Origin of the sequence: Streptomyces marispadix, from assembly GCF_022524345.1 — a bacterium.
In the GTDB taxonomy this organism is placed as follows: domain Bacteria; phylum Actinomycetota; class Actinomycetes; order Streptomycetales; family Streptomycetaceae; genus Streptomyces; species Streptomyces marispadix.
The window spans coordinates 2,937,077-2,957,952 of record NZ_JAKWJU010000002.1; the positions used below are offsets into that span (position 1 = coordinate 2,937,077).

General features: G+C 66.2%; 14 protein-coding genes and 3 rRNA genes. 10 read left to right on the top strand and 7 right to left on the bottom strand.

From position 1 onward, the window contains the following. Positions 1 to 3 precede the first annotated feature (3 nt). Positions 4 to 993, bottom strand: coding sequence for a C40 family peptidase (locus tag MMA15_RS12255; protein ID WP_241063159.1), 990 nt, complete (start codon positions 991 to 993; stop codon positions 4 to 6). A 163-nt stretch (positions 994 to 1,156) separates the two neighbouring features. Here MMA15_RS12255 and MMA15_RS12260 point away from each other — a divergent pair, with 163 nt between their 5' ends. The 4 genes from MMA15_RS12260 (at position 1,157) to MMA15_RS12275 (ending at position 4,442) form a co-directional block, all read left to right on the top strand. Next, on the top strand, positions 1,157 to 1,465 hold the full coding sequence (locus tag MMA15_RS12260; RefSeq protein ID WP_197351803.1) for a DUF8827 family protein: 309 nt from the start codon (positions 1,157 to 1,159) through the stop codon (positions 1,463 to 1,465). Positions 1,466 to 1,940: 475 nt separating this feature from the next. Continuing rightward, a complete protein-coding gene (locus tag MMA15_RS12265; RefSeq protein ID WP_241059328.1) occupies positions 1,941 to 2,585 on the top strand; it encodes an O-methyltransferase in 645 nt (214 codons plus the stop codon). A 191-nt stretch (positions 2,586 to 2,776) separates the two neighbouring features. Then, a complete protein-coding gene (locus tag MMA15_RS12270; RefSeq protein WP_241059330.1) occupies positions 2,777 to 3,682 on the top strand; it encodes a maleylpyruvate isomerase N-terminal domain-containing protein in 906 nt (301 codons plus the stop codon). 319 nt (positions 3,683 to 4,001) lie between these two features. Beyond that, positions 4,002 to 4,442 (top strand): VOC family protein, encoded by a 441-nt coding sequence (locus tag MMA15_RS12275; protein ID WP_241059332.1) that lies wholly within the window; start codon positions 4,002 to 4,004, stop codon positions 4,440 to 4,442. 75 nt (positions 4,443 to 4,517) lie between these two features. Here the strand turns inward: MMA15_RS12275 and MMA15_RS12280 are convergent, their stop codons facing one another. Continuing rightward, positions 4,518 to 4,811 (bottom strand): YiaA/YiaB family inner membrane protein, encoded by a 294-nt coding sequence (locus MMA15_RS12280; protein WP_241059334.1) that lies wholly within the window; start codon positions 4,809 to 4,811, stop codon positions 4,518 to 4,520. 478 nt (positions 4,812 to 5,289) lie between these two features. Here MMA15_RS12280 and MMA15_RS12285 point away from each other — a divergent pair, with 478 nt between their 5' ends. The 5 genes from MMA15_RS12285 (at position 5,290) to MMA15_RS12305 (ending at position 12,164) form a co-directional block, all read left to right on the top strand. Then, the gene (locus tag MMA15_RS12285; protein ID WP_241059336.1) at positions 5,290 to 6,153 is read left to right on the top strand and encodes a DUF8175 domain-containg protein; all 864 of its coding nucleotides are present in this window, start codon (positions 5,290 to 5,292) and stop codon (positions 6,151 to 6,153) included. After that, on the top strand, positions 6,143 to 7,471 hold the full coding sequence (locus MMA15_RS12290; protein WP_241059338.1) for a hypothetical protein: 1,329 nt from the start codon (positions 6,143 to 6,145) through the stop codon (positions 7,469 to 7,471). The genes MMA15_RS12285 and MMA15_RS12290 overlap by 11 nt, the downstream gene beginning before the upstream one ends. After that, positions 7,468 to 9,030 carry an SCO6880 family protein gene (locus MMA15_RS12295; protein WP_241059340.1) on the top strand — a complete coding sequence of 521 codons (1,563 nt, stop codon included), beginning with the start codon at positions 7,468 to 7,470 and terminating at the stop codon, positions 9,028 to 9,030. Before MMA15_RS12290 ends, MMA15_RS12295 begins: the two co-directional genes overlap by 4 nt. 201 nt (positions 9,031 to 9,231) lie before the next feature. Further along, a complete protein-coding gene (locus tag MMA15_RS12300; RefSeq protein WP_241059342.1) occupies positions 9,232 to 10,650 on the top strand; it encodes an ATP-binding protein in 1,419 nt (472 codons plus the stop codon). A 2-nt stretch (positions 10,651 to 10,652) separates the two neighbouring features. Continuing rightward, positions 10,653 to 12,164, top strand: coding sequence for a site-specific integrase (locus MMA15_RS12305; protein WP_241059344.1), 1,512 nt, complete (start codon positions 10,653 to 10,655; stop codon positions 12,162 to 12,164). 25 nt (positions 12,165 to 12,189) lie between these two features. Here MMA15_RS12305 and MMA15_RS12310 read toward each other — a convergent pair whose 3' ends face one another. From MMA15_RS12310 to MMA15_RS12330, 5 genes are all read right to left on the bottom strand, one after another. Beyond that, positions 12,190 to 12,705, bottom strand: coding sequence for a GNAT family N-acetyltransferase (locus MMA15_RS12310; protein ID WP_241059346.1), 516 nt, complete (start codon positions 12,703 to 12,705; stop codon positions 12,190 to 12,192). Between the two features lie 230 nt (positions 12,706 to 12,935). Further along, positions 12,936 to 13,052, bottom strand: a 5S ribosomal RNA gene (rrf, locus tag MMA15_RS12315). Positions 13,053 to 13,194: 142 nt separating this feature from the next. Continuing rightward, a 23S ribosomal RNA gene (locus MMA15_RS12320) occupies positions 13,195 to 16,323 on the bottom strand. 368 nt (positions 16,324 to 16,691) lie between these two features. After that, positions 16,692 to 18,227, bottom strand: a 16S ribosomal RNA gene (locus tag MMA15_RS12325). Together the 16S, 23S and 5S rRNA genes form the textbook arrangement of a ribosomal RNA operon. A 575-nt stretch (positions 18,228 to 18,802) precedes the next feature. Then, positions 18,803 to 19,348: a MarR family winged helix-turn-helix transcriptional regulator gene (locus MMA15_RS12330; RefSeq protein WP_241059348.1), complete on the bottom strand. Its 546-nt coding sequence runs from the start codon at positions 19,346 to 19,348 to the stop codon at positions 18,803 to 18,805. 134 nt (positions 19,349 to 19,482) lie between these two features. On the opposite strand from MMA15_RS12330, the gene MMA15_RS12335 reads away from it, so the two are divergent. Beyond that, positions 19,483 to 20,829 (top strand): MFS transporter, encoded by a 1,347-nt coding sequence (locus MMA15_RS12335; RefSeq protein WP_241059350.1) that lies wholly within the window; start codon positions 19,483 to 19,485, stop codon positions 20,827 to 20,829. Positions 20,830 to 20,876: the final 47 nt, after the last annotated feature.

Sequence of the window (20,876 nt, forward strand, 5' to 3'; positions counted from 1 at the left end):
GGGTCACCCGTCGCCCGTCGGCCTCGTCGCCCCGAAGTAGTTGGGGGTGTCGATCGGATCGAAGCGGATCTTCGCCCCCGTATAGGGCGCGTTGATCATGTGGCCGCCGCCGACGTAGATGCCGACGTGGTCGATCGAGCGCGAGTTGCCCAGATCCGTGCCGAAGAAGACCAGGTCGCCGGGGAGCAGTTCGTTGCGTTTCGGATGAGGCCCGGTGTTCCACTGGTCGTTGGCCACACGCGGCAGCTTCACACCGACGCTCTTGTACGCGGCGAGGGTCAGCCCCGAGCAGTCGAACCTTCCGCCCTGCTCAGGCGTGCCGTTGCCGCCCCACAGATAGGGCGTGCCGAGCTTCTTCTGCGCGTAGTAGATGGCGCCCGCGGCCTGCCTCGACGGATCGACCCGGCCCTTGGTGGACGCGAAGCTCTGCTCCATCTTCCGGATCGTCGAGACGTAGTTCTTCGTCTCCCGGTACGGCGGCACGCCCCCGTACTTGATCACCGCGTAGGCACCCGCGTTGTACGCGGCCAGCATGTTCTCCGTCTGGTCGCCCGGCGCGTCCTTCACGTAAGAGGCCAGCTTGCAGTCGTAGTTGGCGGCCGACGGGATCGCGTCCTTCGGGTCCCACACATCGCGGTCGCCGTCGCCGTCGCCGTCCACGCCGTGTGCCGCCCAAGTCCCGGGAATGAACTGGGCGATGCCCTGTGCCTGCGCCCCGCTCCGCGCGTCGGGCTTCCAGCCGCTCTCCTGGTAGAGCTGCGCCGCCAGCAGCGCCGGATTCAGCGCCGGGCACAGCGCGCCCCACTTCTGCACCAGTCCCTGATACGCCGTCGGCACGGCCCCCTTGGCCAGCCCCACGGCTCTGCCCCCGGCACCCAGGTGCGCCGCCGCCACATACGTACCGACGACGAGGAGCACCATGAAGCCGGCGAACAGCCCTAAGCCTCCGCCGACACCCAGCAACCAGACTTTCCTACGCCCCGCAGCCTGCATCCGCACCACTCAACCATCCCTCATGCGGGCGTGGTTCACTGCCCATCCCGTCCGACTCATGACAGAATCCGAGAGGCGTGCCAAACACGGCCCGCCGTATCCTCACTCAACCTTCATTTCCCTAGTGCACGTTCAATCTCCGACATGGGGCGGTGAGTTCACCATGTTTCTGGCGGCCGACAAGGGCGATATCACCACCATCATCGGCGGAATCGCGCCCGACTGGGGCCCGTTCGGCTCGCTCGGCAACGAGGCCCGCGTGATGGTCGAGGTGGTGATGGCGATAGCCATCCTCCTCTGCCTGGGCATCGCCATCTGGGGCGCGGCCAAGCAGCGGATCGGCGCCACGGCGCTCCGTGACACCTTCAGCGCCGAGCAGGGCAAGGGCCTCATCGTGGCGGGCCTGACCGGCGTCTTCATCATCGGATCGCTGGGCACCCTCTTCACGATCGTCTACGGAATGGCCGTGTAGACGCATCGTCGACCGAGGCGTCTGCGAGCGCCGCTGAAGGGCCTTCCATTCACGGGACCGTCCAGGGCTTCTCGTCCCGCTACGGCCGCGATCCGCGGGCGGGAGCCCAACGACCTTGCGGACAGGGCGAATTCGGCGGTGATTTCGCTCACGTGGCGCCGTGCGCCGCGGGGCTGCCGGGGTCGTCGCCGAACGTCCTCCGCAGAGCCGCCGGAGGGCCGCCGGAGCGTCAGGCGGCCGACCGCCGTCGTTCCAGGGCCACTTGAACCCCCGTGGCTCCGCACCTCGCCTCCCTGCCGCCCGCAACTCCCGTCCCACCGGCTGTAGTTCGCCCTACGGGTGCACACCCGGCCCGCTGCTGCGAGCGCCGCCGCCCCGCCCGGTACGGTCCCGTAAGGCGGTCGTTCCCGTAATCCACGTACCGGCCTCACCTGCGGCACTCCCGTACCGGCACACCCCGACTCCCCGGAGACCCATGGACATCGTCAACCCCGCACTCGACGACTATCTGCTGGCGCACGCCTCCCCCGCCGACGACATCCTGCGCGACCTCGTCGAGGAGACCCACCAGCTCGTGCCGGGTACGTCGATGCAGATCACGCATGACGAGGGCGAGTTGCTCACGATGCTCGTGCGGCTGACCGGGGCGGCCTTCGCGGTCGAGGTAGGCGTCTTCACCGGCTACTCCTCGATCTGCATCGCACGCGGGCTCAACGCCGACGGCCGGCTGCTGGCGTGCGACGTCTCCGAGGAGTGGACGTCGGTGGCCCGCCGTTACTGGGAGCGCGCCGGGCTGGAGGACCGTGTCGACCTGCGAATCGCCCCCGCCGTGGAGACGCTGCGGGCCCTTCCCGTCGAGGAGACCGTCGACTTCGCGTTCATCGACGCCGACAAGAGCGGCTATCCGACGTACTACGAGGAGCTGGTCCCGCGGATGCGGCCGGGCGGGCTGATCGTGCTGGACAACGTGCTGCGCGGGGGCCGCGTCGTCGACCCGTCCGCTCAGGACGCCGACGACCGGGCAATCCGGCAGATCAACGACACGATCACGGCGGACAGTCGCGTGCAGTCGGTCATGCTGCCGCTGCGCGACGGCGTCACGCTGGCGCGCAAGCGGTGAGGGCGGTCGCCGAAGGGGCGGCGACGTCCGATCGGACCGGCTGGGCGGGCGACCGACCGGCCCTGCGGCGGGCTGCCCTAGGAGCCCGGCGACGGTCGGCCCGAGGGGTCCCGACAGGGAGGCACGACGGCCCCTCCGGGCATGGCCCCCGCTGCTCAACTCCTGGCACAACCGGTCAGTAGGCTTCGGGCATGACCAACGCCCTTGCGTTCGACCGATATTGCGCCGAGATCATCGAGCAGACGCGGCTCTTCCGCGACACCCTCAAGGGCGTCAAGCTCGACTCCCGGGTGCCCACCTGCCCGGACTGGACGGTTCGCGACCTGGCCGTACATCTCGGCAACGGTCACCGCAGGGCGGCAGAGGTCGTACGCACAAGGGCGACCTCCTTCCTCGCCGTGGACGACATCCCCGGCCACGGCGGCCCGCCGGGCGTCCCCGAGGCTCACGTCGCCCCGGACGCCTACGCGGAGGCGCTCAGCAACTGGCTCTCCGAGAGCGCACAACTCGTCTCCGACGAACTGCGCGTGGCCGGTGAGGAATCCCCGGCTTGGACGTTCACCGGCGACCGCCACGCGGCGTTCTGGGCGCGCCGCAGGACCCATGAGACGCTCGTGCACCGCGTGGACGCGGCAGCGGCCGCCGGCAGCTCGCCCGGCGAACCGGCCGACGAGGCCGATGCGGCTGACGGGGCCGACGCCGCCGACATCGCCGCCCGAGCCGCGGCCGGCTTCCCGGCCGCCCTCGCGGCCGACTGCATCGACGAGTTCCTCGAACTCACCTCCAGCCGGGAGGCGTTGACGCGGTGGCCCGCACTCCGTTCGCTCCGCGAGCACGCCGGGGAGACCCTCCATCTCCACGCCACCGACGCCTCGTTCCCGGAGCCGCGTCCAGCCGCGACGGAGTGGCTGATCCGCATCGGGGACGAGGGGTTCGTCTGGGAGCACGCCCACGAGAAGGCGACCACCGCGGTGCGCGGCCCGCTCACGGACCTGCTGCTCGTCATGCTCCGCCGGGCCCCCGCGGGTCGGGGCAGGGTCGAAGTGCTGGGCGAGGCGGGGCTGTTGGACTTCTGGCTGGAACGGGTCTGCTTCTGACGGCTGCCCGGGTGCGGGCTCGTACGGGGACCGGCAGCCGTGCCGCTACTGGAAACGTGCGTAAACGGTCGACAATGCTCACGAACGGACCTTTGCGGGCGCGGGGGCGGCGACCCGTTCGACTTTCCACAGCCTGTGGATGAAGCAGCGGCCGCGATCCCGGCGAGGAGACAACGCACCGCAGGCGGCGGCGAGTCGGCCGAAGCAGAGAACGAACTCCGGTCCCGGACACGGACGTTGACCCGGGGCCGCACGCGCCGATGAACCGCGTCGCCCGCCGATACGCCGCCGCCGCGCGGCACCGTGCAAGACTCAACGCATGGAGCAGCGCACACACTTCGTCACCCTCGCGACGCCCGACCTCGACGCCTCCCGAACCTTCTACCGGGACGGGCTGGGCTGGCAGCCGCTCGCGGACGTTCCAGGCGAGATCATCTTCTTCCAGACGGGACCCGGACTCGTACTCGGCTTCTTCGTCGAGGAGAAGTTCCGTGAAGACGTCGCCGGAGCCGTGACGGAGACGAGCACGTCCGGTCTGACGCTGGCACACAACGTGGACAGCCCGGAAGCCGTCGACGAGGTGGTGAACGCCGCCGTCCAGGCGGGCGCCCGCCTGGTCAAGTCCCCGCAGCCGGTGCCCGTCTTCGACGGCTACCACGGCCACTTCGCCGACCCCAACGGCGTTATCTGGGAGGTCTGTTACAACCCCGGATGGTCCGTGGACGACTCCGGCCGGGTGCGTCTGGGCGCGCCCGACTGACCGGCCCGAGGACTGACCGGCCCGAGGACTGACCGGCCCGAGCTCTGCCGGAAGGACCGGGGCCGTCCGTAACGTTCAGATACGGCCCTGCTCGAACGGGTCCTGCTCGGTGAGCAGTTTGTCGACGCGTGCCCTGTCGACCTTGCTCGTCATCTCCTCCACCTCCTGCCTGTCGCGTACGCACTTGGCGAGCGTGAAGGCCGACGAGACGACGAAGACCAGGCCCAGCCCCAGGAAACTGCGCTCCCAGGCACCGACCGGCAGCTTCGCGATGCCGACGAGCAGAGCGGTCAGCGAGATGCCGAAGGCGATCGCCGACTGGACGAAGAAGGCGGCCGTGGTGGGCCGTTGAACGGACGGTGTGGTCATGACGGCAGAGTGCCGTCGCGGAAGACGGGCCGCATGAGTACGACTACTCGGTTCCGGGATGAGCATCCGCGACGGTTCCGTCATGAGCGCCCCACGCCGAGTACGAACGTCGATCACGAACTCCGGTCACGGGCGATCACGGGGAATCACGGGAGATCACGGGGAATCACGAGCGTCGGCCACGAACGACAAGTACGCACAACACCCGCCGACGACGAGCACCCGCGGTCATGTTCACCCCATGCGTACCCCGACGCCTCCGTACGCCCCCGGCGCGCCCCCGTCACAGAGGAGGCGGGAAAGAGGCGTACGGGCCTAGTGAGACGCGTGGGACGAGGGGCGTACCGCATGGCAAGACGCACCGTCACCCGTTATCCACAGGCCCCCCGTACGGCCAGTGGCACAGCTACCTTCGTTTGAGGAGACAATGCATTGACGACAGTTGACTGAGTATGAGGTTCGAGGGGGCACGTCCGGGATGAGCATCGGCGGCGAGGGGTACGGCGAGCGCGACCGTACGGGCGACGAGGGCGCGGCCGGGGGCTACGGCCGCGGCCCGGCTGCCCTCACCACGACCCGCACACGCCTTCCCGACGGCGAGGGCGGCGGCGGCAGACCACCGGTGCGCCCCGGGCGCAGCCTCGTCACCATCGTCGGCGTGGTGGTGCTGCTGATAGCGGCGATAGCGTTCGCCAACCAGGGCGGCGGCGGTGGAGGCGACGACGGCGCGGGCGGCAAGGAAGGCGGCGAGGCCCAGCCGACGGCCCCGACGGGCCAGAAGCCCGTCAAGGGCGGCAAGGGCGGCATCCCGTCCGGCTTCCCCAAGTCCCGGCAGGGCGCGGAGAGCGCGGCGGCGAACTACGCGGTGGCGCTTGGCGGCGACGGGATGTTCAGCAAGGCCACCCGTCACGAAATCGTGAAGGCCGTCAGCGCTCCCTCATCGCTGGGGAAGCTCCAAAAGGGCTTCGATGCGGATTACAGCGAAGAGTTGAACAAGAAGATCGGCATCGACGACGACGGCAAGGCGCCGTCGGGTTCCACCTTCGTGAACCGCACGATGCCTGTGGGGACGACCGTACGAAGCTTCGACAAGGACGCGGCCACTGTTGCCGTGTGGTGCTCGGGGTTGTTCGGCGTCGCGGGCGAGGACTCGACCAAGCCAGTGAAGAACAACTGGTTCACCGTCACCTTCAAGTTGGAGTGGACAGGCGGGGATTGGAAGGTCGGCGACTCCACCCAGAAGAACGGCCCGACTCCAGTGAGCGGCGACAGCCCGATCTCAGGGGCTGAAGAGATCAGCAAGGCGGTAGACGAGTTCGGAGGCTTCACCTATGCGCGCTAGTCGTAGCCGTCGGGCACTTCAACTCACAGGTCTCGTATCGAGCTTGCCGGTCGCTGTCTTGATGTTCTCAGGCTCGGCCTCCGCGGCGCCGACGGACGACCCGTGCGAACTCGTGGCCGGCCCCGCCAAGGAATACTGCGAAAAAGGCGAAGGCGAAGGCGGAGGCGGCGGTTCAGGCGGAGGCTCCGCCCCCGACCCCACCAGCACCCTCGACCCGCTCTCATCCCTCGCCAAGGGCTGCGCCAAAGCCGCCTCCTGGACGGTCGAGAAGCTCTCCGAACTGGTCAACAAGACGACGAACGTCGACTTCACCAACCCCGAGTTTCTCCGCCAGTACGCGGTCGTCTTCGCCGCGTCGACGATCCTCACGCTCACGATCTGGCTGCTCGCCGTCGCCAAACGGGCCGTGCGCGGCGTGCCGTTCGTCGAGGCCGTCACCGAGGCGGTGGGCTTCCTCTGGCTGACGGTCATCGCCTCGGCGTTCACACCGCTGATCCTCTACACCGTGGTGTCGGCGACCGACGCGGTGACCGACGTCATCGCCGCGGGCACCTCCGACCAGACGGACAAGTTCTTCGGGACGTTCGCCGAAGCCCTCAAGAGCGGGGACGACATCGGGGGCGGCCCGATCATGCTGATCGTCGTGTCGCTGATCTCCGTGCTCGCGGCCGGTGTGCTCTATCTCGAACTCGTCGTCAGGGCCGCCCTGTTGTACGTCGGCGCCCTGCTCGGCACCGCCGTCTACGCGGGCCTGGTCGACAAGAACATGTGGGGCCACGTCCGCCGCTGGGCAGGCATCATGATCGCCGTCATCCTCGTGAAGCCGGTGATCGTCATCGTGCTCGGCCTGGCCGGCGCGCTCTCCTCGTCGGACGGACCGGACGCCTTCTCCGCGATCGTCTCCGGCCTCGCCATCATCATCCTGGCGATCTTCGCCAGCGCCATGATCTACCGCTTCGTACCCGGTTTCGGCGACGAGATCGTGGGCCATCGCAACGCCTCCCGCGACCCCGCGTCCCGTTCGGCCGCGGCCGTGGTCTCCTCTCCCGCCGCGCTCGTACGCCAGGGCATCAACACCCACAGCGCCCGCGGCGGAGGCGGCCAGTCCGGCGCGGGCGGCGACAGCGGCGCCGGCGCCAAGCCGCAGCCCGCGGGCCAGGTCTCCGGCGGCGTGGCCGCCCACAGCACCCGCGGCGGGGGAGGCGGAGACGCCCCACGCCCCCAGGCACCGCCCGCGCCCCGTACGTACGACCGTTCCGCACCACCCCGCCCGGCCGGCAACGGCGGCGGCAACCGCACCGGAGGTGACCGCAGGTGACGACGGCGTCCCACACCGCCGCCGCTCCGCGCCGCACGTACATGATCGGGCGGGCACGGCCCAACGCCGTGATCGGCAAGAACCGGGAGACCGGTGAGATCGGCCTGATCATCGTGGGCGCGTTCCTCGGCATGATGAGCGGCCTGCTCATTCCCGTGCTGGCGTTCCGCATCCCGGCGCTGGTCGGCTTCCCGATGCTGGCGCTCGCGGCGATCTACGTGCCGTACAAGGGCCGTACGTTCTACAAGTGGTTCGAGATCGACCGCTCGTACCGCAGGCTGCTGCGCAGCGGCGCCACATACCGTTCCGGGGTCGCCGAGGCAGGCACCCGGCTGGACGGCCGCGAGGTGGAGGTCGGCCCGCCGCCCGGCGTGGGCCGCATCAACTGGCTTACGGCGCCCTTCGGTCCGGACGAGCTGGCGGTGCTGCTGCACGCCGACCGGCGCACCGTCACCGCGTGCATAGAGATCGAAGGACCGGGCGTGGGCCTGCGCGACAGCGAGGACCAGGAGGCCCTCGTCGACCGCTTCGGCACGCTGCTGAAGCATGTCGCGAACGGCGACGGCTTCGTGACGCGCCTTCAGATGCTCGCCCGTACGCTGCCCGCCGACCCCGACGCCCACGCCAAGGACGTCGAGCAGCGCGGCGACGAGCGCGCCGCACCCTGGCTGCGCGACTCCTACGACCAGCTTCAGTCGATGGTCTCCACCTCCAGCGAGCAGCACCGGGCCTATCTCGTCGCATGCATGCACTACGGACGTGAACTGGCCGCCGAGGGCGCGACGATCGCAAAGGCGGCGCAGCGCTCGGCGGGCCGCACCGGCCGGAAGCTGACGAAGGACGAGGGCCTGGCGATCATCATGGCCCGTGAACTGACCGATATCTGCGCGAGGTTGACCGAGGCCGACATCCGGGTGCGTCAGCCGCTCGGCCAGGCGCGCCTGGCGTCGCTGATCCACTCCATGTACGACCCCGACCACCCCATCGACCATCTCCAGGCGATGTCGAAGCGCAACGCATGGCCCGCGGAGCTGGACGCCACCGAGCCGACGTACCTACAGGCCAAGACCCGCGAGTCGACGACGCGGGCACCGTGGTGCCATTCGACGGCATGGGTGAAGGAATGGCCGATGACTCCCGTCGGCGTCAACTTCCTCGCCCCGCTGCTCGTTCACACCCCGGACGTGATCCGTACGGTCTCGGTCACGATGGACCTGGAGCCGACGGAGCTGGCCATCGAGCGGATGCTGACGGAGAAGACCAACGACGACGCCGAAGCCAGCAGGCAGGCGAAGATGAACCGCACCATCGACCCCCGCGACGTCGCCGCGCACGGCCGTGTCGACCAGCGAGGCGAGGACCTGGCGTCGGGCGCCGCGGGCGTCAACCTCGTCGGGTACATCACGGTCTCCTCGCGTTCGGCCGACTCCCTCGCCCGCGACAAGCGCACGATCCGCGCATCGGCCGGAAAGAGCTACTTGAAGCTGGAGTGGTGCGACAGGGAACATCACCGGGCGTTCGTCAACACGCTGCCGTTCGCGACCGGCATCCGCCGCTGAGGAGGGCGCGCAACATGATCAACGGCCGCTGCCGGCACGGCAGTCGTCCGACCGTCGGACCCCCGGGCGAGGCCCGGGGCCGGTGCTCCCGCTGCCACCGGTCACACGCCGGCGCGCTGCCGTCGCCGTCGTCCGTACCGCCCGCGGTGTCCGCGACGTCTGTGGCCGGCATGCGCCGCGGAAAGGGCTGAAGGGTTCCCCATGGCGCTCGATCCACTGACAGCCATCACCGACGCGTTCACCAGCTTCCTCTTCGGCAAGACGGAGACGACGCGCCTGCCCGTACGCACCTCCACGGGCCAGGCCCAGGCGGTCTATCTGCCGACGGCTGCCCCCGGCCTGGGCGACTCCGGCGTCATCATCGGCCGCGAGGTCTACAGCGGCAAGGGCTATATCTACGACCCCTTCCAGCTCTACGGCCAGCAGCTTCCCGCCCCGCACTGGCTGGTGCTCGGCGAGTCCGGCAACGGCAAGTCGGCGCTGGAGAAGACTTATGTGCTGCGCCAGCTCCGCTTCCGCGACCGCCAGGTCGTGGTGCTCGACGCACAGGGCGAGGACGGCGTCGGCGAATGGAACCTCATCGCCGAGGAGATGGGCATCACCCCCATCCGCCTGGACCCGACGGCCGCCTTGGACCAGGGCATCCGGCTCAACCCCCTCGACCCGTCGATCACCACCACCGGGCAGCTCGCCCTGCTCCGTACGATCATCGAAGTTGCCCTGGGCCACGGCCTGGACGAGCGCTCCGGCTTCGCTCTGAAGGTGGCCCACAGCTACGTCAACGCCACCACGGCCGACCGCCAGCCCGTCCTCACCGACATCGTCGAACGCCTCCGCCACCCCAAGCCGGAGTCCGCGGAGGCGATGAACGTCCCCCTCGACGATGTACGTGCCTGGGGCCTGGACGTCGCACTCGTCCTCGACCGCCTCGTCGACGGCGACCTGCGCGGCATGTTCGACGGCCCGACGACCGTCGGCATCGACCTCGACGCCCCGCTGATCGTCTTCGACCTCTCCCATATCGACCGCAACTCGATCGCCATGCCCATCCTCATGGCCATCGTCGGCGTCTGGCTCGAACACACCTGGATCAGGCCGGACCGCAAGAAGCGCATCTTCCTGGTGGAAGAGGCATGGCACATCATCAACAGCCCGTTCGTGGCCCAGCTCTTCCAGCGGCTCCTCAAGTTCGGCCGCCGGCTCGGTCTTTCGTTCGTCGCGGTGGTGCACCATCTATCCGACGTTGTCGACGGCGCGGCCGCCCGCGAGGCCGCCGCGATCCTCAAAATGGCCTCCACACGCACGATTTACGCGCAGAAGGCCGACGAGGCGCGCGCCACGGGCAAGGTCCTGGGTCTTCCGCGCTGGGCCGTGGAGATCATCCCCACCCTCTCGCCAGGCATCGCCGTGTGGGACGTCAACGGCAATGTGCAGGTCGTCAAGCACCTGGTCACCGAGGCGGAGAGGCCGCTGGTCTTCACCGACCGCGCCATGACCGAAACCTCCTCCAGTCCCGAGGACTTCGACGCTTCGCTGGAGGCCGACCTGGAGGCGGAGGCGGAGGCCCGAGCCCTCGCGATGGAACAGCCCCCGTCGTCCTCGAACTCCACCGTCGCCTAGCCATGCCGTACGAATACGACCGCTACGACCACGACCGCGGTTACGGCTACGACACGGGCTACGGCTATGCCGGAGGACGCGGAGACGGCCACGACGGCCGTTTCGACGGCAGACTGCACCACTGGCAGGGTCCGCCTGGACGGCAGCCGCTGCGCCGCGGCCCGTACCGTCGAGGACCAGGGGGAGGCGGACAAGGCGGCGGTCAGGGAGGCATCCCGGACGGCCTGCTGATGGGCGTACTCGCCCTGCTCCTCGGCACGACAGTCCTCACCTGGACGGCCACCGGTCTCGCCGCCCTCCTCGCACACGGCTCCTGGCCGGAAGGCGTCTCCTTCACCCGCACCCCCATGGCCATGCGAGACCTCGCGGCCGACCCCCGCGACCTCTCCGGCGCCTGGCCGGATGTGGCCCCGTCTCAGCTCTCCGGATACGGGCTCTTCTGGGGCTTGTTCATCGGGCAGTTGCTGATACTGATCGTGCTCACGATCTTCGCGGTCGGCACCATCACCCGCGCCCACGCGGTGCGTGCCGCCCGCCGGGCACACCCCACGGCGGAGACGGCGACCGGCGATGTACGGGCCCAGCCCGCCCAGGACGAGGCCGCCCAGCCCCAGACTCAGGCCCAACCTCCGCTGACGAAACGGGAATCGGAGCCCGCGCCCGCTTCCGCCGAACCGATCGCCGAGCGTCCGCGTACCACCGTCGCGTCGCCGACGCCCATCGAGGCCCCCGCCGACCACACGGCCACCGAAGCCGCCGTACCTGCTGCCACCGCCGCGGATGCGCACACGCGCGTGCAGGAGGCCCCCGGCGCCGTTCTCGTCGCCACGTCCGACCCCGCGCTCTGGGCGGAGACCAAGGACTCCCGGGCAAAGCTCGGCCCCGTCCACCTCTTCGACCCCGGCCAACTCTGCGACACGCCGAACCGGTTGCGCTGGTCCCCGCACCACGGCTGCGCCGACCGCGACACAGCCGCCGCCCGCGCCACGGCACTCCTCGCGCCGCTGCGCTCATCGCGTCCCATCGACGCCGAGATGCACACCGCCGCCGAGACACTGCTGCGCTGCTGGCTGCACGCCGCCGCCCTCGACGACCGGCCCTTCCGCGAGGTCCACCGCTGGGCACTCGCCAAGTCGGCCCCGTCCGACCCCGTTCAGACCCTACGCACCCACCAAAAGGCCGCCCCCGGGGCCGCAGGCGAGCTGGAGGCCACCCTCACCAGCCACCCGGAACGGCGCAAGCACGCCACGGAACTCGTCCGCCGCGCCCTCGCCCCCCTCTCCCAACTCCACATCCGCAACGCGTGTACGGCAGCCCGCGCGGATCGCATAGCGCTGGAATCCTTCATCGCCGAAACGGGCACGCTCTACATCGTGGGCGCAGACCCCGAGTTGATGCCGATCCTCAACGCGCTCACCGAAAGCGTGGTCGAGCACGGCCGGCGCGTGGCCGCAAGGTCATCCCCCGGCCGGCTCGACCCACCACTCACGACAGTGCTCGAACTCCCCCTCTAGACAGCGCCGTTCAGTCCCCGCGCCCTCAGCGCCCCCGCAGCTCCCGCTCCATCTCGTACTCCTTCAGCACAGGCGCCTTGGGATCGCTCACATACCTGCCCGTACGCACATACCCGATCCTGCGGTAGAAGGCTTCCGCCCGCGCATTGTGCTCATGGACGTGCAGCAACATCCGCCTCACATAATGCCGTTCGCACGCCCAATCCTCCACCGCCCGGAACAGCCCATCGGCCAGCCCAGTCCCCCGATGCCCGGGCCGCACATACACCCCCACCACATAGGCGTGCTCGCCCTCATCAAGCACGGTCGCGCTACCCGCCCAATGCCCGCCGTCCTCGTCCTCCCCGATGAACGTCTCCGCCAACGCCCCCTCGGTGCCCTGCGCGGCACGTCGACGCCAGAACTCATCGCTCTGCGCCGCCGCGTTCTCGTACGTCTCGTTGAACGCCACTGACGCCACAGGATCCGCAAGACTCGCGAGCCTCAACTCCCGCAGCAGCACCCAGTCCTCCGCCAGCACCGCCCGGATCTTGTACGCCATAGCACCGATACTGCCGCAGATCCCCCGGACAGAAGCAGCGAATTGCACCCCAGTCCGGACACAAAACGGCGGGGCCGGCGCCCCACGCCGACCCCGCCTCGTGCACTCCCAGACCCATCGCGTTCCCCGGCCCAGCGCCCGTATGCACCGCGCTGGCAAAGTCCCACAAACGCGAAGAGGCCCCGTTGGTCTGGGTTGTTTCCAGTCCAACGGGGCCTGTTTCACGTGGAGTTCGGCGGTGTCCTACTCTCCCACACGCTCCCGCATGCAGTACCATCGGCGCAGTAAGGCTTAGCTTCCGGGTTCGGAATGTCACCGGGCGTTTCCCTCACGCTATGACCACCGAAACACAACCCCCACATTGCTCAACGCAACAAGGGGAAACCTTGTGTCGTGTGTGTTCAGCGCACTCTTCACATATCAACCAACCAGCCAGCATGGTTGCCGGGGTTGTTGTTTCAGATACCGGACAGTGGACGCGTAGCAGCTATGGTCAAGCCCTCGGCTTATTAGTACCAGTCAACTCCAACCCTCACGGGTCTTCCATATCTGGCCTATCAACCCGGTCATCTCCCGGGAGCCTTAACCCCACAACGGGGGTGGGAGTCCTCATCTCGAAGCAGGCTTCCCGCTTAGATGCTTTCAGCGGTTATCCCTCCCGAACGTAGCCAACCAGCCATGCCCTTGGCAGGACAACTGGCACACCAGAGGTCCGTCCGTCCCGGTCCTCTCGTACTAGGGACAGCCCTTCTCAAGACTCCTACGCGCGCAGCGGATAGGGACCGAACTGTCTCACGACGTTCTAAACCCAGCTCGCGTACCGCTTTAATGGGCGAACAGCCCAACCCTTGGGACCGACTCCAGCCCCAGGATGCGACGAGCCGACATCGAGGTGCCAAACCATCCCGTCGATATGGACTCTTGGGGAAGATCAGCCTGTTATCCCCGGGGTACCTTTTATCCGTTGAGCGACGGCGCTTCCACAAGCCACCGCCGGATCACTAGTCCCGACTTTCGTCCCTGCTCGACCCGTCAGTCTCACAGTCAAGCTCCCTTGTGCACTTACACTCACCACCTGATGACCAACCAGGCTGAGGGAACCTTTGGGCGCCTCCGTTACCCTTTAGGAGGCAACCGCCCCAGTTAAACTACCCACCAGACACTGTCCCCGATCCGGATCACGGACCCGGGTTAGACATCCAGCACGATCAGAGTGGTATTTCAACAACGACTCCACACCCGCTGGCGCGAATGCTTCACAGTCTCCCACCTATCCTACACAAACCGAACCGAACACCAATATCAAGCTATAGTAAAGGTCCCGGGGTCTTTCCGTCCTGCTGCGCGAAACGAGCATCTTTACTCGTACTGCAATTTCACCGGGCCTATGGTTGAGACAGTCAAGAAGTCGTTACGCCATTCGTGCAGGTCGGAACTTACCCGACAAGGAATTTCGCTACCTTAGGATGGTTATAGTTACCACCGCCGTTTACTGGCGCTTAAGTTCTCTCAGCTTCGCCCGACCGAAATCGGACTAACCGGTCCCCTTAACGTTCCAGCACCGGGCAGGCGTCAGTCCGTATACATCGCCTTACGGCTTCGCACGGACCTGTGTTTTTAGTAAACAGTCGCTTCTCGCTGGTCTCTGCGGCCACCACCAGCTCCGAGTGCAAGACTCATCACCAGCCGTGGCCCCCCTTCTCCCGAAGTTACGGGGGCATTTTGCCGAGTTCCTTAACCATAGTTCACCCGAACGCCTCGGTATTCTCTACCAGACCACCTGAGTCGGTTTAGGGTACGGGCCGCAACAGCACTCGCTAGAGGCTTTTCTCGACAGCATAGGATCATCCACTTCACCACAATCGGCTCGGCATCAGGTCTCACCCTCAACGAAGAGCGGATTTGCCTACTCTCCGGGCTACACCCTTACCCCGGGACAACCACCGCCCGGGCTGGACTACCTTCCTGCGTCACCCCATCACTCACCTACTACAAGCTCGGTTCACCGGCTCCACCACACCGGCCGCTGTCCGAAGACAACCACCGGGGGCTTCACGGGCTTAGCATCACCTGATTCAGCGCTGGCGCACTGCCACGGGTACCGGAATATCAACCGGTTATCCATCGACTACGCCTGTCGGCCTCGCCTTAGGACCCGACTTACCCTGGGCAGATCAGCTTGACCCAGGAACCCTTAGTCAATCGGCGCACACGTTTCTCACGTATGTATCGCTACTCATGCCTGCATTCTCACTCGCATACCGTCCACAACTCGCTTCCACGGCTGCTTCACCCGGCACACGACGCTCCCCTACCCACCCCAACAGGCGTTAGCCCTTCACGTTGGAGTGACACGACGTCGGCGGTGTGCTTGAGCCCCGCTACATTGTCGGCGCGGAATCACTTGACCAGTGAGCTATTACGCACTCTTTCAAGGATGGCTGCTTCTAAGCCAACCTCCTGGTTGTCTCTGCGACTCCACATCCTTTCCCACTTAGCACACGCTTAGGGGCCTTAGTCGATGCTCTGGGCTGTTTCCCTCTCGACCATGGAGCTTATCCCCCACAGTCTCACTGCCGCGCTCTCACTTACCGGCATTCGGAGTTTGGCTAAGGTCAGTAACCCGGTAGGGCCCATCGCCTATCCAGTGCTCTACCTCCGGCAAGAAACACACGACGCTGCACCTAAATGCATTTCGGGGAGAACCAGCTATCACGGAGTTTGATTGGCCTTTCACCCCTAACCACAGGTCATCCCCCAGGTTTTCAACCCTGGTGGGTTCGGGCCTCCACGAAGTCTTACCTCCGCTTCACCCTGCCCATGGCTAGATCACCCCGCTTCGGGTCTTGAACACGCTACTACGATCGCCCTCTTCGGACTCGCTTTCGCTACGGCTCCCCCACACGGGTTAACCTCGCAACATGCCGCAAACTCGCAGGCTCATTCTTCAAAAGGCACGCAGTCACGACCGTATGTGCAAGCACACACGGCGACGCTCCCACGGCTTGTAGGCACACGGTTTCAGGTACTCTTTCACTCCGCTCCCGCGGTACTTTTCACCATTCCCTCACGGTACTATCCGCTATCGGTCACCAGGGAATATTTAGGCTTGACGGGTGGTCCCGCCAGATTCACACAGGATTTCACGGGCCCCATGCTACTCGGGAAAAGAACAAGCAAGTTGATGACGTTTCAGCTACGGGGGTCTTACCCTCTACGCCGGGCCTTTCGCATACCCTTCGCCTACACCACCAATTTCTGACTCACCCAGCCGCCGGCAGACAACTGAAGTCCCATCCCACAACCCCGTACATGCAACCCCTGCCGGGTCTCACACACATACGGTTTAGCCTCATCCAGTTTCGCTCGCCACTACTCCCGGAATCACAATTGTTTTCTCTTCCTGCGGGTACTGAGATGTTTCACTTCCCCGCGTTCCCCCTACACCCTATACATTCAGATGCAGGTGACAGCCCATGACGACTGCCGGGTTTCCCCATTCGGACACCCCCGGATCACAGCTCGGTTGACAACTCCCCGGGGCCTATCGCGGCCTCCCACGTCCTTCATCGGTTCCTGATGCCAAGGCATCCACCGTGCGCCCTTAAAAACTTGGCCACAGATGCTCGCGTCCACTGTCCAGTTCTCAAACAACAACCAGCCACCCACCACCCCAGACCAACAAGCCTGAGTACACCAGGACCGGCAACCAAGAGACACCAACCGCACACACGGCCGCACTCTCAGACACCCAACAGCGTGCCCAACACCACCAGCCCACCGCGCTCCCGTTCCACGCCCCGAAACCACCCGGGCAGAAACCCGAGACCGAGACAGTACTGAAGAACACGACCCGACCGGCCATGCTGAATAGTCAACGTTCCACCCATGAGCATCCCGGCATCGGACGTGCGCCGATGAACCAGGCTCCTGGACACCACCACCGGGACATCCCGGCCGATAGATGGTGTCTGGCTGCTCCTTAGAAAGGAGGTGATCCAGCCGCACCTTCCGGTACGGCTACCTTGTTACGACTTCGTCCCAATCGCCAGTCCCACCTTCGACGGCTCCCTCCCACAAGGGGTTGGGCCACCGGCTTCGGGTGTTACCGACTTTCGTGACGTGACGGGCGGTGTGTACAAGGCCCGGGAACGTATTCACCGCAGCAATGCTGATCTGCGATTACTAGCGACTCCGACTTCATGGGGTCGAGTTGCAGACCCCAATCCGAACTGAGACCGGCTTTTTGAGATTCGCTCCACCTCACGGCATCGCCACTCATTGTACCGGCCATTGTAGCACGTGTGCAGCCCAAGACATAAGGGGCATGATGACTTGACGTCGTCCCCACCTTCCTCCGAGTTGACCCCGGCAGTCTCCCGTGAGTCCCCAGCACCACAAGGGCCTGCTGGCAACACGAGACAAGGGTTGCGCTCGTTGCGGGACTTAACCCAACATCTCACGACACGAGCTGACGACAGCCATGCACCACCTGTACACCGACCGACCACAAGGGGGGCTCTGTCTCCAGAGCTTTCCGGTGTATGTCAAGCCTTGGTAAGGTTCTTCGCGTTGCGTCGAATTAAGCCACATGCTCCGCCGCTTGTGCGGGCCCCCGTCAATTCCTTTGAGTTTTAGCCTTGCGGCCGTACTCCCCAGGCGGGGCACTTAATGCGTTAGCTGCGGCACGGACAACGTGGAATGTCGCCCACACCTAGTGCCCAACGTTTACGGCATGGACTACCAGGGTATCTAATCCTGTTCGCTCCCCATGCTTTCGCTCCTCAGCGTCAGTATCGGCCCAGAGATCCGCCTTCGCCACCGGTGTTCCTCCTGATATCTGCGCATTTCACCGCTACACCAGGAATTCCGATCTCCCCTACCGAACTCCAGCCTGCCCGTATCGAATGCAGACCCAGGGTTAAGCCCCGGGCTTTCACATCCGACGCGACAAGCCGCCTACGAGCTCTTTACGCCCAATAATTCCGGACAACGCTCGCACCCTACGTATTACCGCGGCTGCTGGCACGTAGTTAGCCGGTGCTTCTTCTGCAGGTACCGTCACTTTTAAAGGCTTCTTCCCTGCTGAAAGAGGTTTACAACCCGAAGGCCGTCATCCCTCACGCGGCGTCGCTGCATCAGGCTTCCGCCCATTGTGCAATATTCCCCACTGCTGCCTCCCGTAGGAGTCTGGGCCGTGTCTCAGTCCCAGTGTGGCCGGTCGCCCTCTCAGGCCGGCTACCCGTCGCAGCCTTGGTAGGCCATCACCCCACCAACAAGCTGATAGGCCGCGGGCTCATCCTGCACCGCCGAAGCTTTCCACCACCAGACCATGCGGTAAGCAGTCCCATCCGGTATTAGACCCCGTTTCCAGGGCTTGTCCCGAAGTGCAGGGCAGATTGCCCACGTGTTACTCACCCGTTCGCCACTAATCCACCCCCGAAGAGGCTTCATCGTTCGACTTGCATGTGTTAAGCACGCCGCCAGCGTTCGTCCTGAGCCAGGATCAAACTCTCCGTGAATGCCTTAAAAGAAGACACCCGAAGAGCAGCACAACCCAGGGGAATAACCCAGGCCATGCCAGCGTCCTCGCTGTGTTCAAAGAAATCCCCACCCCTACCAGCCAATACAGCCATAGGGGCACGGGGTATCAACATATCTGGCGTTGACTTTTAGCACGCTGTTGAGTTCTCAAAGAACGGACGCTTCCATCACAACCCTCACAGGCTGCTCCGGGCGCTTCCCTCTCGGTGATCCCGACACTATCAGACGTTTATCCCTGGCCGTTTCGTGAGCCAGAAACCCGCATCTGAATCCCCAGCCGGGCAGGGACGCCTTCCGACGCGACCGCCACATTAGATGAACTCCCCCGACACCTCAAAACCGAGACGCCACACACCCACACCGAACTGATTTCCGCACCCACATCCAGGCACACGAAAAGCAGCCCCGCGAAAGCAGGGACAACACATCATCAATGACTGCCGACAGACGGCAAGAGCGTCGCCTCGGTAGCTCAAGGGCTCCGTGGCAACCCGGAGGACAATACGGTTCGGTGTCCGCGGTGTCAACTTGCTGCCATAGGGGCGGCAGCAGCTCAGTCCAGGTCGGTCAGACGGCCGCTGGCGTCCGGCTGTGTGTCCTCGACGCGACGCAGTAGACGGGTAAGCAGCTCGCCCAGGAGCGAGCGCTCGACCTTGGTGAGGTCCTGGAGCAGCTCCTCCTCGAAGACCGAGGCCTTGCGCATTACTTGGAGCCACTTCTCACGGCCCTCATCGGTGATGCCGATGATGACCCGCACTCGGTTCTCCGGGTCCCGCTCCCTCGTCACCAGACCCTGGGCGAGCATCCGGTCGATGCGGTGGGTCATGGCCGCGGGGGTGAGGCCGAGGCGCTTGGCGATGGTGCCGGGCCACAACTGGTAGGGCGAGCCGACCATCACCAGCTCCTTGAGGACCTCCCACTCTGCGTGGCCCAGGCCGAGGGTGCCGAGTTGGCGCCCGTAGGCGACGTTCATCCGGCGGTCGAGGCGGCTGAGCGCGTTGACGACCTTCTCCACCTGCGGGTCCAAGTCCCGGTACTCGCGCTGGTAGATGGCGATCTGCTCGTCGAGCGTGGGCTGTCGGTCCGGCACGGGAGGCATGGGTCCGGAGTATCCCACGTGAAGTCGTTGGACATGAACCCTTGCCCTATGTAGTCTTTAGCTCTGAACTTTAGCTTTGAAGTCTCCTCGCTGGGAGGGGACTTGATCAGAGGTAGGTGAGTGTGACCACGGTGATGGGCGCCGCGCTGCGCCGGATCCAGTTCGGGAACGCCCTGGCGGCGTTCGGCAACGGCTTCACTGCGCCGTTCCTGTTCGTCTACGTGTCGCGAGTGCGAGGGCTCGGCGATGGCACCGCAGGTGCGGTGCTGGCGGTGTTCGCTCTCGTCGCGCTCGCGGTTCTGCCGTTCACGGGGCGCGTGATCGACCGTCGGGGCCCGATGCCTGTGGCATTGGTCGGCTCTGCGCTCGGCATGGTCGGGGCGCTCGGGTTCGGCATATCTGAGGACGCATCGTCGGCGCTGGCTTCGTCAGCGTTGATGGGGGCGGGCGTCGCCGTGATCCAGCCGGCGCTGGCGACCATGATCGTGTCGTGCTCCACGACGTCGAGTCGCTCGCGCGCCTTCGCCACGCAGTTCTTCCTGAACAACCTCGGGCTCGGGGTAGGCGGTCTGCTCGGCGGGCTGATGGTCGACGAGCACCGTCCGGCGACGTTCACGCTGTTGTTCGTCATCGAGTCGGCGATGTTCGTGGTGCTGGCGTTGGTGCTCGTGTCGGTCCGGCTCCCCGAGTTCCGAGCTGGGGACGCAGTTCGTGGGGCGGCGGCTCCGATGAGGGAGTCGCTGACCGATAGCTGGGCGGTGCTCCTGCGGGACCGGCGGATGGTGCTGCTCTGCGTGCTGGGGTTCGTGCTGTTCTTCGCCTGCTACGGGCAGTTCGAGTCGGGACTGTCGGCGTACGCGGTGGAAGTCACGCGAATATCGACGTCGACGCTGGGCGTCGCGCTCGCGGCCAACACGGCGATGATCGTGCTCGCGCAGTACGTCGTGCTTCGACTCGTGGAGCGGCGTCGGCGCAGCCGGGTCGTGGCGCTCGTAGGCCTCATATGGGCGGTCGCCTGGGTGGCCGCGGGGGCGTCCGGCCTTGTGCACGGGGCTCAGGCTGCGGCCACGGCGCTGCTGATCACCACGTACGCGCTCTTCGGCTTGGGCGAGACGATGCTTTCGCCGACCGTGGCGCCACTGGTGGCCGACCTGGCGCCGAAGCGGTTGCTGGGGCAGTACAACTCGGCGTTCGCGCTGGTGAAGCAGTTGGCGCTGGCCGTGGGGCCGGCCGTCGGAGGGCTGCTGGCAGCTACGGGGGCGTACGGGCTGTACATCGTGATGCTGGTGGGCTGCTCGATAGGCGTGAGCCTGCTGGCGCTGGCGTTGGGGCGGCGGCTCACGGCTGCGCAGGACAGGCCGTACCGGTCCGTGGTCGTGGCGAGCAACAGCGGTACGGGGCAGCAGACTTCCGACACTCGAGCAGAGGCGACCGCGCTGTCTGCTTCCGAGGAGCGTGAGGCGGCGATGGCCGCAGTCTGAACCGGCCCGGTGAGCGGGTCGGGCCGCTTTCGAAGGGACGGAGGAAC